Origin of the sequence: Acidovorax sp. LjRoot118 (assembly GCF_964253575.1) — a bacterium.
Lineage (GTDB): Bacteria > Pseudomonadota > Gammaproteobacteria > Burkholderiales > Burkholderiaceae_C > Acidovorax.
On record NZ_CAXURB020000001.1, the window covers coordinates 1,140,944 to 1,153,516 of the forward strand.

At 68.4% G+C, this 12,573-nt stretch carries 12 protein-coding genes; 7 read left to right on the top strand and 5 right to left on the bottom strand.

The window, feature by feature from the left end:
- The first annotated feature begins 43 nt into the window (after positions 1–43).
- From ACSQ9E_RS05355 to ACSQ9E_RS05380, 6 genes are all read left to right on the top strand, one after another.
- Positions 44–1,087, top strand: coding sequence for an ABC transporter ATP-binding protein (locus ACSQ9E_RS05355; protein WP_322595710.1), 1,044 nt, complete (start codon positions 44–46; stop codon positions 1,085–1,087).
- The gene (locus ACSQ9E_RS05360) at positions 1,084–1,818 is read left to right on the top strand and encodes an SDR family oxidoreductase (RefSeq protein ID WP_436217104.1); all 735 of its coding nucleotides are present in this window, start codon (positions 1,084–1,086) and stop codon (positions 1,816–1,818) included. The genes ACSQ9E_RS05355 and ACSQ9E_RS05360 overlap by 4 nt, the downstream gene beginning before the upstream one ends.
- A 136-nt stretch (positions 1,819–1,954) precedes the next feature.
- Positions 1,955–3,364, top strand: a complete 1,410-nt coding sequence (dalD, locus tag ACSQ9E_RS05365; protein ID WP_436217105.1) for a D-arabinitol 4-dehydrogenase — start codon at positions 1,955–1,957, stop codon at positions 3,362–3,364.
- A 30-nt stretch (positions 3,365–3,394) separates the two neighbouring features.
- Positions 3,395–4,333 (top strand): helix-turn-helix domain-containing protein, encoded by a 939-nt coding sequence (locus tag ACSQ9E_RS05370; protein ID WP_057205565.1) that lies wholly within the window; start codon positions 3,395–3,397, stop codon positions 4,331–4,333.
- Between the two features lie 32 nt (positions 4,334–4,365).
- Positions 4,366–5,838, top strand: coding sequence for a xylulokinase (xylB, locus tag ACSQ9E_RS05375; protein WP_436217106.1), 1,473 nt, complete (start codon positions 4,366–4,368; stop codon positions 5,836–5,838).
- 34 nt (positions 5,839–5,872) lie between these two features.
- Positions 5,873–6,904: a carbohydrate kinase family protein gene (locus ACSQ9E_RS05380; protein WP_436217107.1), complete on the top strand. Its 1,032-nt coding sequence runs from the start codon at positions 5,873–5,875 to the stop codon at positions 6,902–6,904.
- Between the two features lie 29 nt (positions 6,905–6,933).
- Here the strand turns inward: ACSQ9E_RS05380 and ACSQ9E_RS05385 are convergent, their stop codons facing one another.
- The 5 genes from ACSQ9E_RS05385 to ACSQ9E_RS05405 all read right to left on the bottom strand — a co-directional run bounded on the left by ACSQ9E_RS05385 (position 6,934) and on the right by ACSQ9E_RS05405 (position 10,981).
- Positions 6,934–7,512, bottom strand: coding sequence for a GNAT family N-acetyltransferase (locus ACSQ9E_RS05385; protein ID WP_436217108.1), 579 nt, complete (start codon positions 7,510–7,512; stop codon positions 6,934–6,936).
- A gap of 83 nt (positions 7,513–7,595) precedes the next feature.
- On the bottom strand, positions 7,596–8,399 hold the full coding sequence (locus ACSQ9E_RS05390; RefSeq protein ID WP_436217109.1) for a DNA/RNA non-specific endonuclease: 804 nt from the start codon (positions 8,397–8,399) through the stop codon (positions 7,596–7,598).
- A 136-nt stretch (positions 8,400–8,535) separates the two neighbouring features.
- Positions 8,536–9,006: an N-acetyltransferase family protein gene (locus tag ACSQ9E_RS05395; protein WP_436217110.1), complete on the bottom strand. Its 471-nt coding sequence runs from the start codon at positions 9,004–9,006 to the stop codon at positions 8,536–8,538.
- A gap of 26 nt (positions 9,007–9,032) precedes the next feature.
- Positions 9,033–10,454, bottom strand: a complete 1,422-nt coding sequence (locus ACSQ9E_RS05400) for an FAD-binding oxidoreductase (RefSeq protein WP_436217111.1) — start codon at positions 10,452–10,454, stop codon at positions 9,033–9,035.
- Between the two features lie 98 nt (positions 10,455–10,552).
- The gene (locus tag ACSQ9E_RS05405) at positions 10,553–10,981 is read right to left on the bottom strand and encodes a DUF2069 domain-containing protein (RefSeq protein WP_057205576.1); all 429 of its coding nucleotides are present in this window, start codon (positions 10,979–10,981) and stop codon (positions 10,553–10,555) included.
- A gap of 231 nt (positions 10,982–11,212) precedes the next feature.
- Between ACSQ9E_RS05405 and ACSQ9E_RS05410 the strand changes: the two genes are divergently transcribed.
- Positions 11,213–12,478 (top strand): YihY family inner membrane protein, encoded by a 1,266-nt coding sequence (locus tag ACSQ9E_RS05410; RefSeq protein WP_436217112.1) that lies wholly within the window; start codon positions 11,213–11,215, stop codon positions 12,476–12,478.
- Positions 12,479–12,573 lie beyond the last annotated feature (95 nt).

The window sequence follows — 12,573 nt, forward strand, 5'->3', positions numbered from 1 at the left end:
GCTCTCCCATCTAACGCAATCAAGTTTTCAGGAATCCGATTCCATGGCCTATCTCCAACTGCGCGGCATCGAGAAATTCTTCGGTGAGCACCGCGCCATCAAGGGCATCGACCTCACCATCCAGCAAGGCGAGTTCATCGTCTTCGTCGGCCCCTCGGGCTGCGGCAAGTCCACGTTGCTGCGCCTGATCGCGGGGCTGGAGAACATCGACGGCGGCTCGCTCATGCTCGACGGCCGCGACATCACCGACCAGCCTTCGAGCAAGCGCGACCTGGCCATGGTGTTCCAGAGCTACGCGCTGTACCCGCACATGAGCGTGTACGAGAACATGAGTTTTGCACTCAAGCTCGCCAAGGTGGATCCGGCCATCGTGCGCGAGAAGGTCGAGCGCGCCGCCGCGATCCTGAACCTCACCACCTACCTGGAGCGCACGCCCAAGGAACTCTCGGGCGGGCAGCGCCAGCGCGTGGCCATCGGCCGCGCCATCGTGCGCGCGCCCAAGGTGTTTTTGTTCGACGAGCCGCTGTCCAACCTCGACGCGGCCCTGCGCGGCCAGACCCGGGTGGAGATCGCCAAGCTGCACCGCGACCTGGGCGCCACCACCATCTATGTGACGCACGACCAGGTGGAGGCCATGACCCTGGCCGACCGCGTGGTGGTGCTGCGCGACGGGCTCATCGAGCAGGTCGGCACGCCGCTGGAGCTGTACGACAAGCCTGCCAACCAGTTCGTGGCCCAGTTCATCGGCACGCCTCAGATGAACGTGGTGCCCTTGCAGCAGCTGCCTGCACCGGTGCAGCAGCAGGCCCCGGCGGGTGCGGCGGGCGGTGCCATCGGCCTGCGCCCGGAAAACATCGCGGTGCGCAGCACCGGCACGACGCCGGTGAGCGGGCAGGTGGACCTGATCGAAGCACTGGGCGCCGAAACGCTGATCTACGTGAGCACCCCCGGCGGTGCGCAGTTCGTCTCGCGCCAGAACGACCGCACCGGCCTGCGCGCGGGCGATGCGGTGAGCCTGGACATCGACGCCTCGCAAGCGCACTGGTTCGACCCGGCGGGCCACGTCGTGGCGGGGCAGGGCGCGTGACCGCCGTGCATCCTCTGCAAGGCCAGGTGGCCGCCATCACCGGCGCGGCCTCGGGCATCGGCTTTGCCAGCGCAAAGGCCATGGCGGATGCTGGTGCGCGCGTGGTGCTGATCGACCGCGATGAAGCCGCACTGGCAAGGGCCTGCGCGGCCATTGGCGAGAGCGCTTCGCCGCTGGTGCTGGATCTGCTCGATGCGAAACAGTGCGCCAGCCTGCTGGCGCGCACGCTGGCCATCGCCGGCCAGCTCGACATCTTCCACGCCAACGCGGGGCTCTACGTCGGGGGCGACCTGGTCGATGCCGACCCCGATGCCATCGACCGCATGCTGCAGCTCAACGTCAACGTGGTGATGAAGAACGTACACAACGTGCTGCCCCACATGATCGGGCGCGGCCGCGGGGACATCATCGTCACGAGCTCGCTGGCCGCCCACTTCCCGACGCCGTGGGAGCCCGTCTACGCCTCCTCCAAGTGGGCGGTGAACTGCTTCGTGCAGACCGTGCGCCGCCAGGTGTTCAAGCACGGCATCCGCGTGGGCGCCATCTCGCCGGGCCCGGTCATCACCTCGCTGCTGGCCGACTGGCCCGCCGAAAAGCTCGAAGAGGCCAAGGCCAATGGCAGCCTCATCGAGGCCGCCGAAGTGGCCGAGGTGGTGCTGTTCATGCTGACCCGGCCGCGCGGCATGACCATCCGCGACGTGGTGATGATGCCCACCAATTTCGACCTCTGATGCGGATGTGCCTTCAACCGTATAACGTCGTTGGGTCGCCTTGCCGTGCTACAGCACTGTCTGCGGCTTCCCGCCTAGTTATCCGGTCGAATGCAAATCCGCGAGAGCTCTCCACAATTCCTTGCATTCACGCACCATGAATTTCATCCTGCACCTGGGCCTGGGCTCGTTCCACCGCGCCCACCAGGCCGTCTACGTTCACGAACTGCGCCAGTCGGGCGACATGGGCTGGGCCATCGTGGGTGGCAACCTTCGCCCCGACATGGCCGAGACCATCGCGGCGCTTGAGGCCCAGGGCGGGCGCTACACGCTGGAAACCGTCACGCCGCAGGGCGAGCGCAGCTATACCCGCATCGAATCCATCGAGCGCGTGATTCCCTACCAGGACGACCTGGCGCCCCTGATCGCCGCCGGCGCCGATGCCGCCACGCGCATCATCTCGTTCACCGTGACCGAGGCCGGCTACTACCTGGATGCCGACAACCAGCTCGACTGGGCCACTTTCCCGGACCTGCGCGCCGATCTCGCGGCCGTGCAGGCCGGCCAAGCGGGCCACAGCATCTACGGCGCCCTGGTGAGCATCCTGCGTGCCCGCATGCTGGCCGGTGCCGGCCCGGTGACGCTGATGAACTGCGACAACCTGCGCCACAACGGCGAGCGCTCACGCGGCGGCCTGCTGCAGTTCATCGACGCGCTGGGCGATGCCGCTCTCAAGGCCTGGGTGCTTGCGAACACCCGCAGCCCCAACGCCATGGTCGACCGCATCACGCCGCGCCCCACACCCGACGTGGCCGAGCGCGTGAAGGCCGCCGCCGGCTGGGATGACAAGGCGGCGCTCATGGGCGAGAGCTTCATCCAGTGGGTGATCGAGGACCAGTTCATTGCCGGGCGCCCTGCGTGGGAGAAGGTGGGCGTGGAGATGGTGGACTCGGTGCAGGCCTACGAGGAGGCCAAGATCCGCCTGCTCAACGCCACCCACAGCTGCATCGCCTGGGCGGGCACGCTGGCGGGCTACCGGTACATCCACGAAGGCACGCACGACGCCGCCATCCGCCAGATGGCCTACGACTACGTGACCGACGATGCGATCCCCGTGCTCCACACCCCTGAGCAGCCGTGCCCCATCGACCTGGAGCGGTACCGCGACGTGGTGCTGGACCGCTTCGGCAACCCCGCCATCGCCGACACCAACCAGCGCGTGGCCATGGATGCGTTCTCCAAGATCCCCGGCATGATCGCGCCCACTATCCGCGACCAGCTGGCGCGCCATGGTTCGTTCGACAGCGTCGCCATGCTGCCGGCGCTGTTCCTGGCCTACCTGCAGCGCTGGCATGCCGGGCAGATCCCCTACGACTACCAGGACCAGGCCATGGACCCGGCCGTGGCGCATGCGATCTGCGATGCGGCCGACCCGGTCGCCGCCTACGCCGCCGATGCGACGCTCTGGGGCGAGATGGCCTCGGACCCGCGCCTGGTCGCCACGCTGCGCAAGGCATTCGCGCGCGTGCAGGCGTTCGTGGCGGAACGTGCAAAATCGCAGGGGTAAATTGAGCGGCTTGCCCACAGGAATGACGCCATGACCGTGAAGACGACGCCTGTCTCCCCACGCCAGACCAAGCCCGAGCTGGAGCACGACTATGTGCGATCGCCCGAGCTGGGCTATGAGCCGCCGGAAACCGTGGGCTTCATCCGCTGCCTGTCGCACGGTTTTCCGACGCCGCTGGCGCGCTGGCACTACCACGACGAGTACGAACTGCACCTGATCACCGCTACTTCGGGCAAGGTGTTCGTGGGGGACTGGATCGGCCAGTTCCAGCCGGGCCATCTGGTGCTGACCGGGCCGCGCCTGCCGCACAACTGGATCAGCATGGACCTGCCCGAGGGCGGCGTGCCGCTGCGCGACCTGGTGATCCAGTTCTCGCACGCCCCGCTCATGGCCAGCAGCGAGAGCATCCCTGAACTGCGAGAGGTGCTGCCCCTGCTGGAGCGGGCCCGCCACGGCATCGAGTTCTTTGGCATGGAGGCGCAGGCACAGGAGCATTGGCAGCGCATCAAGGCCCGCCAGGGGCTGGCCCGGTTCGGCGCGTTCTGTGAATTCCTGAGCGACCTTGCCCGCTGCACAGATTTTCGGCTGCTGTCGAGCACGCAGCTGCAAAGCGAGGACAACGACACCCAGCTCGACCAGATCAATGCGGTCGTGAGCCGCATCACCGACCACCTGGCAGAGCCCCTGTCGGCCGCCGACCTGGCGCAGGAACTGGGCATGACCGAGAGCCGCTTCTCGCGCTTCTTCCGCCGGGCCACGGGCAACACCTTCACCGACTTCGTGAACCTGGTGCGCGTGAACCGCGCGTGCCAGCTGCTCATGGAGTCCGAGCGCTACATCACCCACATCGCCTACGACGTGGGTTTCAACAACATGGCCAACTTCAACCGCCGCTTTCTGGACATCAAGGGCATGACGCCCAGCGAATACCGCAAGCAGGGTGCGGGCCGCTTCGGGATCAAGTCATGACAGTGCTTTTCCCACTGTTTCAGGAATAGCGCATGTACTTAGGTATTGATCTGGGCACCTCGGGTGTCAAAATGCTGTTGCTGGGCGAAGACCAGCAGGTGCATGCCGTGGCCGATGCGCCCGTGCCCCAGCACCGTCCCCAGCCGACCTGGAGCGAGCAGCACCCTGCCCACTGGCTGGCCGCTACCGAAACCGCCGTGGCCCAGCTGCGCGCACAGGCGCCCGATGCCTGGGCCCGGGTGCGCGGTGTGGGCTTGTCGGGCCACATGCACGGCGCCGTGGTGCTGGGCGCACAGGGCGAGGTGCTGCGCCCTGCGATCCTCTGGAATGATGGCCGCGCCGCTGCCGAATGCGCCGAGCTGGAGCAGGCCGTGCCCACGTCGCGCCAGATCACCGGCAACTTGGCCATGCCCGGCTTCACCGCGCCCAAGCTGCTGTGGCTGCGCAGGCACGAGCCCGAGGTCTTCGCGCGCACCCGCAGCGTGCTGCTGCCCAAGGACTGGTTGCGCCTGCAGCTCACGGGCGATGCGGTGAGCGACATGTCCGATGCCTCGGGCACGCTGTGGCTGGACGTGACCCGCCGCGACTGGAGCGACACCCTGCTGGCCGCCTGCGGCCTGAGCCGTGCCCACATGCCGCGCCTGGCCGAGGGCAGCGATGCCACGGGCGTGCTGCGCGCCGACGTGGCCGCTCGCTGGGGCCTGCCCGCCGGAGTGGCCATGGCCGGCGGCGGCGGCGACAACGCCGCCAGTGCAGTGGGCGTGGGGGCGCGCCAGGCGGGGCAGGGCTTTGTCTCGCTGGGTACCTCGGGCGTGGTGTTCCGGGTGTCCGACCGGTTTGCGCCCGCTACCGAGCGTGCCGTGCATGCCTTCGCCCATGCGCTGCCTGGCCGCTGGCACCAGATGTCCGTCATGCTCAGCGCGGCCAGTGCCTTCGGCTGGCTGGCCCGCATCACCGGGCAGTCCGAGGTCCAGCTGTCCACCGCGGTGCAGGGCATGGACCTGGCGCGCCATGCGCAGGCTCCGCTCTTTCTGCCCTACCTGAGCGGCGAGCGCACGCCCCACAACAACGCGGCCGCCACCGGCGTCTTCATGGGCCTGCGCGCCGAGCACGATGCGACCGACATGGCCTGCGCCGTGATGGAGGGCGTGGGCTTCGGCCTCATGGACGGGCTGCAAGCCATGCAGGCAGCGGCGGGCGAGGTGGAGGGGCCTTCAGACGCATCCCTCGCCCTGGTCGGCGGTGGTGCCCGCAGCAATGCCTGGGCCCAACTGCTGGCCAGCGGCCTGGGCTGCACGCTGGAGCGGCCGCAGGGGGCCCATGCTGCTGCAGCCCTGGGCGCCGCGCGCCTGGCCGCCATGGCCTGCGGTGGCGACGAAGCGCTGTGGTGCCAGGGCCTTCCGGCCGAGGACCGCTTTACCCCCCAGCCCGCGCAGCAGGCGCTGTTGCAGGAGCGCCATGCGCGCTTCAAGGCGCTGTACCCTGCGCTGTTGCCCCATTTCTGATTGACCGTCGCTTTCTTGTTTTCCTGACCACGCCATGCCCACTTCCTCTCCCGTCCAGGTCGCCATTGCCGGCGAAGCGCTGATCGACCTCATTGGCCGTGCCGACGGCAACTACGAGCCCTGCCTGGGCGGTGCGCTGTACAACCTGGGCCGGGCGCTGGCGCGCCAGGGTGTGGGCACGCAGTACCTCAACCCCCTGTCACGCGACCGCTGGGGCCGTGAACTCGCGGCGCAGCTCGCGGCCGATGGCGTGCAACTGGCCCTGCCCACACCCGTGGGCGAGGTCACCTCGCTGGCTGTGGTCAACCTCACCGAGCACGGCCACCCCGACTACGCCTTCTACCGCGAAGGCGTGGCCGACCGCACCGTGAGCGCTGCGGGGCTCAACGCCGCCTGTGCTGCGCACGGCGGCGCACTGCAGCTGGTCTGCACCGGCGCCCTGGCCCTGGATGCGCGCGATGCAGCCATCTACCTGCCCTGGCTGCAGGCCCAGCGCGCCGCGGGCCGCTGCGTGGTGGTGGACGCCAACGTGCGCCCCTCCGTCATGCCCGACCTGCCCGCCTACCGCGCGCAGGTCCAGGCGGCCCTGGCCGAGGCGCACATCATCAAGGCCAGCGACGAGGACCTGGACCATCTGCAGGTGCCCGGCACCGGTACCCTGGAGCGCGCTCGCCACCTGCTGGCTGCCAACCCCCGCGCCCGCCTCATGGCACTGACCCTGGGCGGCGAGGGCGCCTGGCTGCTGCAGCAAGGGGAGGGGGCTGCCCAATGGTTCGCCAAGGAAGCCCAGCCCCTGGCCGTGGTCGATACCGTGGGGGCTGGCGACAGCTTTCTCGCGGGCCTGCTCGCCTACCTGCTGCGCGCCCATGCGCAACAGGACGGTTCGGCACCTGCTGACATGGCCGACTTCATCGCGGCCTTGCCGGCAGCCGTGTACCCGCAGGCCCTGCGCCACGCCCTGGCCAGCGCCAGCCTGTGCGTGCAGGAGCGTGGCTGCGTGCCGCCGGGTTGGCAGGCAGCGCAGGATTGGGCGGGGCAGCACCCAGCGGTGGATCAACTGCCCTGAACCCTGGGCACCCAGGGGATGGCCCTTGCTCATGCCGCTGGCATGGCCAATGCGTGACGCACCATGATCGTGTACAGCGCTCCCGTCGCTGGCTCCAGGTGCGAGGCGAGGGCTTGAAACCCCGCGCGGGCATAGAACTTCTCGTTGCGCGCAGAGAACGTCTCCAGGTAGCAAGCCACGCTCGCCTGGTCCGCCGCTGCCAGCGTAGGCGCCAGCAGCTGGGCACCAAGGCCCAGGCCCTGCGATGCGGGGGCTATGCCCAGGATGGACAGGTACCAAGCACCCTCCAGCCCGACACCGCTGGCGCGCTGGCCCATGAAGGCGATGATCTGGCGGTAGTTGTCCATGCCGCGCGGGCCCAGCACGGTCTGCAGATGGTCCACCTTGGCCTGTGCATCGGCCGCTTCGGCATCGGCAGCGCGGGGCAGGGTCCACAGCGCTGCACCCAGACGCTCGTCCTGCAGCAGTGTGCATTGGCCGCCGCGCTGTGCCTCGCGCAGCGAGTAGTCCAGGTACTGCGATAGCACCGCCCGGCGCCCCTGCGCATCGCGCGCGAAGTCGGCCGTGATGGCCAGGTAAAAGGGGTCGTCGGCCAACGATGCGGCCAAGGCGGGGACTGAGGGGTGAAGGGCAGAGGAGGGCATGGGCGTGGAAGTTAGCAGATTGCCGGGGCGTGAGCGCCGTGCGGCGCTCAATGCTGTGGCTCCACCTGGGGCAGAAACTCCACCCCCGTTCGCTTCACCAGCTCTTGGTAGCTTATGGGCGGGCCCGCCCGTTCACCCTCGCGGTTGGCCTGCCAGTGCGCCCAGGCGCGCTGCGTGCTGGCGTCGTACACCAGCTTGAACAGGTAGGCCGGCACGCGCACCTTGTTGGCGCCGATGGCGGGGCTCTCGGCCGTGAAGACCGGGCCGGTGATCACGTACACGTCGCCTCGGGCGCGCAGCACATAGCGCCGCGTGTCCTGCTCGATGCGGGCCCAGGGGCCGCCGTTCTGCCTGGGGTCCTGCGGCACCATGTTGGCCAGCGAGAAGCTCTGCGCCATGGCCGTGGGGGTGGACATGTCGGCCGCCGGTGCCATGTGCCCGCGGCTGTACCCCGAGCGCTTGTAGTCGTCGAGTTCGGCGCGCTCGCCGCGGGGCAGGCGGGCATCGGCAAAGAACTTGTTCGAGCGTTTTTCGTCAGCGCCTTCCAGCACCTGGCGGTTCAGGCGCTGGGCCACGTAGACGGGTGTGCGCGTCTCGCCGCTATGCAGCACGGCAAAGGCCTCGTAGCACAGCTGGCGCTGCTGGGTGCGGCGCGGCACCGGCGGCGGCTTGCCGCCCACGAAGAACTGCGGGCAATGCACGAAGCCCGTGGGCTGCGCGCTGCGCAGGCCGGCGATGCTGTCGAGAAGGGTGGTGGGAGTGCGGGCGAGGGAGGGGGCGGCGGCGCCAAGGACCAGCGCCAGGGCCGTGGCCCCACGCGCGGCGCGGGGCCAGGAAAAAAACAGATTCAAAGCAGGGTATCAAAGCAGCGAAAAGGGCGCTGATTGAACCACTGCGGTAGGCCTCTTTTGGCCTTACCGGTCGTAATGCTGCAAGGTTTTTCTGCCGCTTGCAGAGCTTACGTTTGGAGGCAGTGAATCGGGTCCGTCACAGCTCTTTCGCGTAGACGATGAACCCGTGGTGTTTGGCCACCTTGTCGTACAGCAAGCGACCAGCCGCATTGGTCTCCTGCGTCTGCCAATACACGCGCGAAGAGCCGGCCGCACGGGCCTGTTCGTACACGGCTTCGATCAGCAGGCGGCCGATGCCACGCCCGCGCGCGGCCTCGCGGGTGAACAGGTCGCTCAGGTAGCAGACCGGCTCGATGCGCGTCATGCTGCGGTGGTACAGGCAGTGGGTCAGGCCCAGCAGCGCGCCGCTGCCTTCCTCCTGTGCCACCAGGCAGTGCATCGGCTCGGCCGGGTCGAGAAAGCGCTGCCAGGTGCTTGCCGTGATGTGTTCGGGCAGGGCCGTGGCGCCGAAGCGCCCGTAGAAGGCGTTGTAGCCGTCCCAGAGCGGGCGCCAGGCGGCGTAGTCGTCTGCAGTGGCGGGGCGGACGGACACCGGGGCAGTCGTCATGCGGGGCTCCTGCAAGAAATGGGCGCTCAGCGGTTGAGCACGCGCCCGGGGTTCATGGTGCCCTGGGGGTCGAGCGCCTGCTTGACGGCGCGCATCATCGACAGGGCCACGGGCGATTGGTATTTCTCGAGCTTGTCGGCCTTGAGTTCGCCGATGCCATGTTCGGCCGAGAAGGAACCGCTGAACTCGGCCACCGCGTCGTACACCAGCTGGTGCACGTGCTCCTCGTGGTCGCGCAGGAAGGCCTTGGGATCGCCTTCCACGGGGGCCTGCACGTTGTAGTGCAGGTTGCCATCGCCCAGGTGGCCGAAGTTGACCAGGCGCACGCCCGGGATCTCGCGGCGCAGCACGGCGTCGGTGTGGGCCACGAAGGCGGGGATGCGCGAGATCTGGATCGAGATGTCGTGCTTGATGTTGAGGCCCTCTTCGGCCTGCGCGAGAGGAATGTTCTCGCGGATGTGCCACAGCTGCTGGGCCTGGGTCAGGTTCTCGGCCACCACGGCGTCGGTCACGCAGCTGGCCTCGAAGGCGGTTTCCAGCAATGCCTCGAAGCGGCCGCGCGCATGCGCTTCGGATTCGCTGTCGGAGTTTTCGAGCAGTACGCACCAGGGCGCGTTCTCGTCGCCCAGGAAGGGCACGCGCAGCTGCGGCATGTGCTTGCCCACTAGGCTCAGCGCGAACTGGCCCATCACCTCGAAGCCCGTGAGGCCCGCGCCCAGGTGCTTGTGCGCCAGGCCCAGCAGGGCCACGGCATGCTCCATGGAGGGCACGGCCGCCCAGGCCGTGAGACGCGCGGCAGGCTCGGGGTAGAGCTTGAGCGTGGCGGCGGTGATGATGCCCAGTGTGCCTTCGCTGCCGATGAACAGGTCGCGCAGGTCGTAGCCGGTGTTGTCCTTGCGCAGGCCCTTCAATCCATCCCACACCTCGCCCTGGGCGGTGACGACTTCCAGGCCCAGGCACAGGTCGCGCGCATTGCCGTAGCGCACCACCTGCGTGCCGCCGGCGTTGGTGCCCAGGTTGCCGCCGATGGTGCAGCTGCCCTCGGCCGCGAGCGACAGGGGGAACAGCACGCCCGCGTTCTGCGCCAAGTCCTGCAGGTTCTGCAGGATACAGCCGGCCTCCACCGTCATGGTCAGGTTGTCGGTGTCGATGCTGCGCACGGCATTCATGCGCGTGAGGCTCAGCACGATCTGCGTGCCGCTGTTGTCGGGCGTGGAGCCCACCGCCAGGCCGGTGTTGCCGCCCTGCGGCACGATGGCAGTGCCCGCTGCGGCACAGGCCTTGACCACGGCGGCCACTTCCTGCGTACTGGCCGGGCGTACCACCGCAAGGGCCTTGCCGCGCACGCGGCGGCGCCAGTCCTGCTCCCAGGCGGTCAGGTCGCCATTGGTCAGCACGTGGGCCGGGCCGACGAGGGTGCGCAGGGTGTCGATGAGGGTGGTGGTCATGTCTTGGGCCTTTCGTCTACAGCGGTCAGGGCTGCTGCCGGGGCGGGCGCCAGGGCATTGCAGCGTGATGGTGGATTGTCGGGTGGGCTTGTATCGTCTCAGGCGGCAGGGGATGGCGCCTGCCCTTCCTGCAATTCATTGGCGGCCGCCATGGCCTTGGCATTGCGCTGGCGCAGCCGCACGTGCAGCGTGCAGGCCGTGAACAGCGCCAGGCACAGCAGCACCTCGACCCAGGCCAGCCACTGCGACGGCGGCTTGTCGCCCCAGCCGCGCACCACGCCCTCGGTGAAGTACAGCCAGATCACCAGGCTCACCCAGCGGTAGGTGTACATGCGGTTCTTGAGCAGGCCGGCCAGCGGAATGCACAGCGGCAGTGCCTTCAGGGCAATCCATGAGCCGCCGGGGCGCACGGGGGCCAGCACCAGCTCCCAGGCCAGGCACAGCACGATCAGCGCTATCACGCTGCCGGTGGCCACCCAGCGGGTGGCGGCAATGGCGTGGTCGGAGACGGGGAGGGAAGCGGTCATCGGTGGCGGCGCAGCAGTTGGAAGTCGGTGGATGGCGCAGAGGCGCAAAAATCGTTCGTTGGTCCGGGTGCGGCGGGCGGGCTCAGCGGGCAGCCATGGCCATTGTGCTTGCGGCCCGCAGCGCGCTTGGGCCCACAATGCGCGGTGTATGTCGCCTGCCCGCATATTCATTGCGATGCAGCGTTTTCACACCCCCTGTGGCCCCTTGCCGGGCCTAGGATCATATCGGCCATGCCCTTGACCTTGCAGACTGTAGCCTCGCGCATCGAAGCGCTGATCACGCAGCTGTCGCATTTCCCCTGGAAAACGACGGCACTGACCCTGCGCGAGCGCTTTCGCGAGGACCACCTGGGCCTGACGGCCAGCAGCCTGACCTTCACCACCACGCTGGCGCTGGTGCCCTTCTTCGTGGTGGCACTGGCTGTGTTCACCGCGTTCCCCATCTTCGGCAAGGTGCAGGACGTGCTGCAGCGCTGGCTGGTGGACAGCCTGGTGCCTGACAGCATCTCGCGCCAGGTGCTGGGCTACCTCACGCAGTTTGCCGCCAAGGCCAGCAGCCTGGGCGTGGCGGGCTTCAGCATTTTGCTGGCCACGGCGCTGGCCCTGATCCTCACCATGGACCGCACGCTCAACGACATCTGGCGCGTGCGCCGCCTGCGCCCCCTTGGCCAGCGCGTGCTGATCTACTGGGCCGTGATCACCCTGGGCCCGCTGCTGCTGGGCGTGAGCCTGGCCGTCACCTCGTACGTCATGTCGGCATCGGGCGGGCTCGTGAAGGCACTGCCCAGCGGCGTGCAGCTGCTGTTCGACTCCATCCAGTTCTTCGTGCTCGCCGGCTGCATGGCGGCGCTGTACCACTACGTCCCCAACACCCCCGTGAAATGGCGCCACGCCTGGGCCGGCGGCCTGTTCGTGTCGATCTGCATCGAGCTGGCCAAGCGGGTGCTGGCGATCTATCTGAGCAACGTGCCGACCTACTCGGTGGTGTACGGGGCCTTCGCCACTTTGCCGATCCTGCTGGTCTGGATCTACGTGGCCTGGGTCATCGTGCTGCTGGGTGCGGTGGTCACGGCGTATCTGCCCAGCCTGCTGGCCGGGGTGGCCCGGCGCGGTACCGTGGCGGGGTGGACCTTCCAGCTGGCGGTGGAGGTGCTGCACGAGCTGTACCTGGCGCGCCGCCATGTGCAGAAGGGGCTGCGTGCGAGCGAGCTGGCGCAGTTGCTGCGCCTGGACGTGCTGCAGCTCGAGCCGGTGCTCGATGCCCTGCTGTCTCTGGACTGGGTGGGGCAGATCAACGACGCCCAGGCCGACCCGGATGCGGCGGATGTGGCGGAGCCGCGGTATCTGTTGCTGGTGGATCCCTTGGCTACTTCTGCTGAGCCGCTGGTGGAAAAGCTGTTGCTGGAGCGGGCGGAGAGTCTGGGGTCGTTCTGGAGCAGTGCGGGGTTGGAGAGGATGAAGGTGGCGGATTTGCTCCGGGGGGCGGTGCGGGGGTGAGCTTGTTTCGTCGATTGTGGTTGCTGCGTGCTTTGGTTGAGGTCGGAGGCCGGGGTGTGCGCCCGGCGGCGCACCTACTGTTCTTTTGCTTCGCC

Excerpts from the sequence above, each read along its gene's own strand:
- ACSQ9E_RS05355 (WP_322595710.1), top strand. The coding sequence starts at position 44 with ATGGCCTATCTCCAACTGCGCGGCATCGAGAAATTCTTCGGTGAGCAC.
- dalD (WP_436217105.1), top strand. The coding sequence starts at position 1,955 with ATGAATTTCATCCTGCACCTGGGCCTGGGCTCGTTCCACCGCGCCCAC.
- ACSQ9E_RS05370 (WP_057205565.1), top strand. The coding sequence starts at position 3,395 with ATGACCGTGAAGACGACGCCTGTCTCCCCACGCCAGACCAAGCCCGAG.
- xylB (WP_436217106.1), top strand. The coding sequence starts at position 4,366 with ATGTACTTAGGTATTGATCTGGGCACCTCGGGTGTCAAAATGCTGTTG.
- ACSQ9E_RS05380 (WP_436217107.1), top strand. The coding sequence starts at position 5,873 with ATGCCCACTTCCTCTCCCGTCCAGGTCGCCATTGCCGGCGAAGCGCTG.
- ACSQ9E_RS05395 (WP_436217110.1), bottom strand. The coding sequence starts at position 9,006 with ATGACGACTGCCCCGGTGTCCGTCCGCCCCGCCACTGCAGACGACTAC.
- ACSQ9E_RS05400 (WP_436217111.1), bottom strand. The coding sequence starts at position 10,454 with ATGACCACCACCCTCATCGACACCCTGCGCACCCTCGTCGGCCCGGCC.
- ACSQ9E_RS05405 (WP_057205576.1), bottom strand. The coding sequence starts at position 10,981 with ATGACCGCTTCCCTCCCCGTCTCCGACCACGCCATTGCCGCCACCCGC.
- ACSQ9E_RS05410 (WP_436217112.1), top strand. The coding sequence starts at position 11,213 with ATGCCCTTGACCTTGCAGACTGTAGCCTCGCGCATCGAAGCGCTGATC.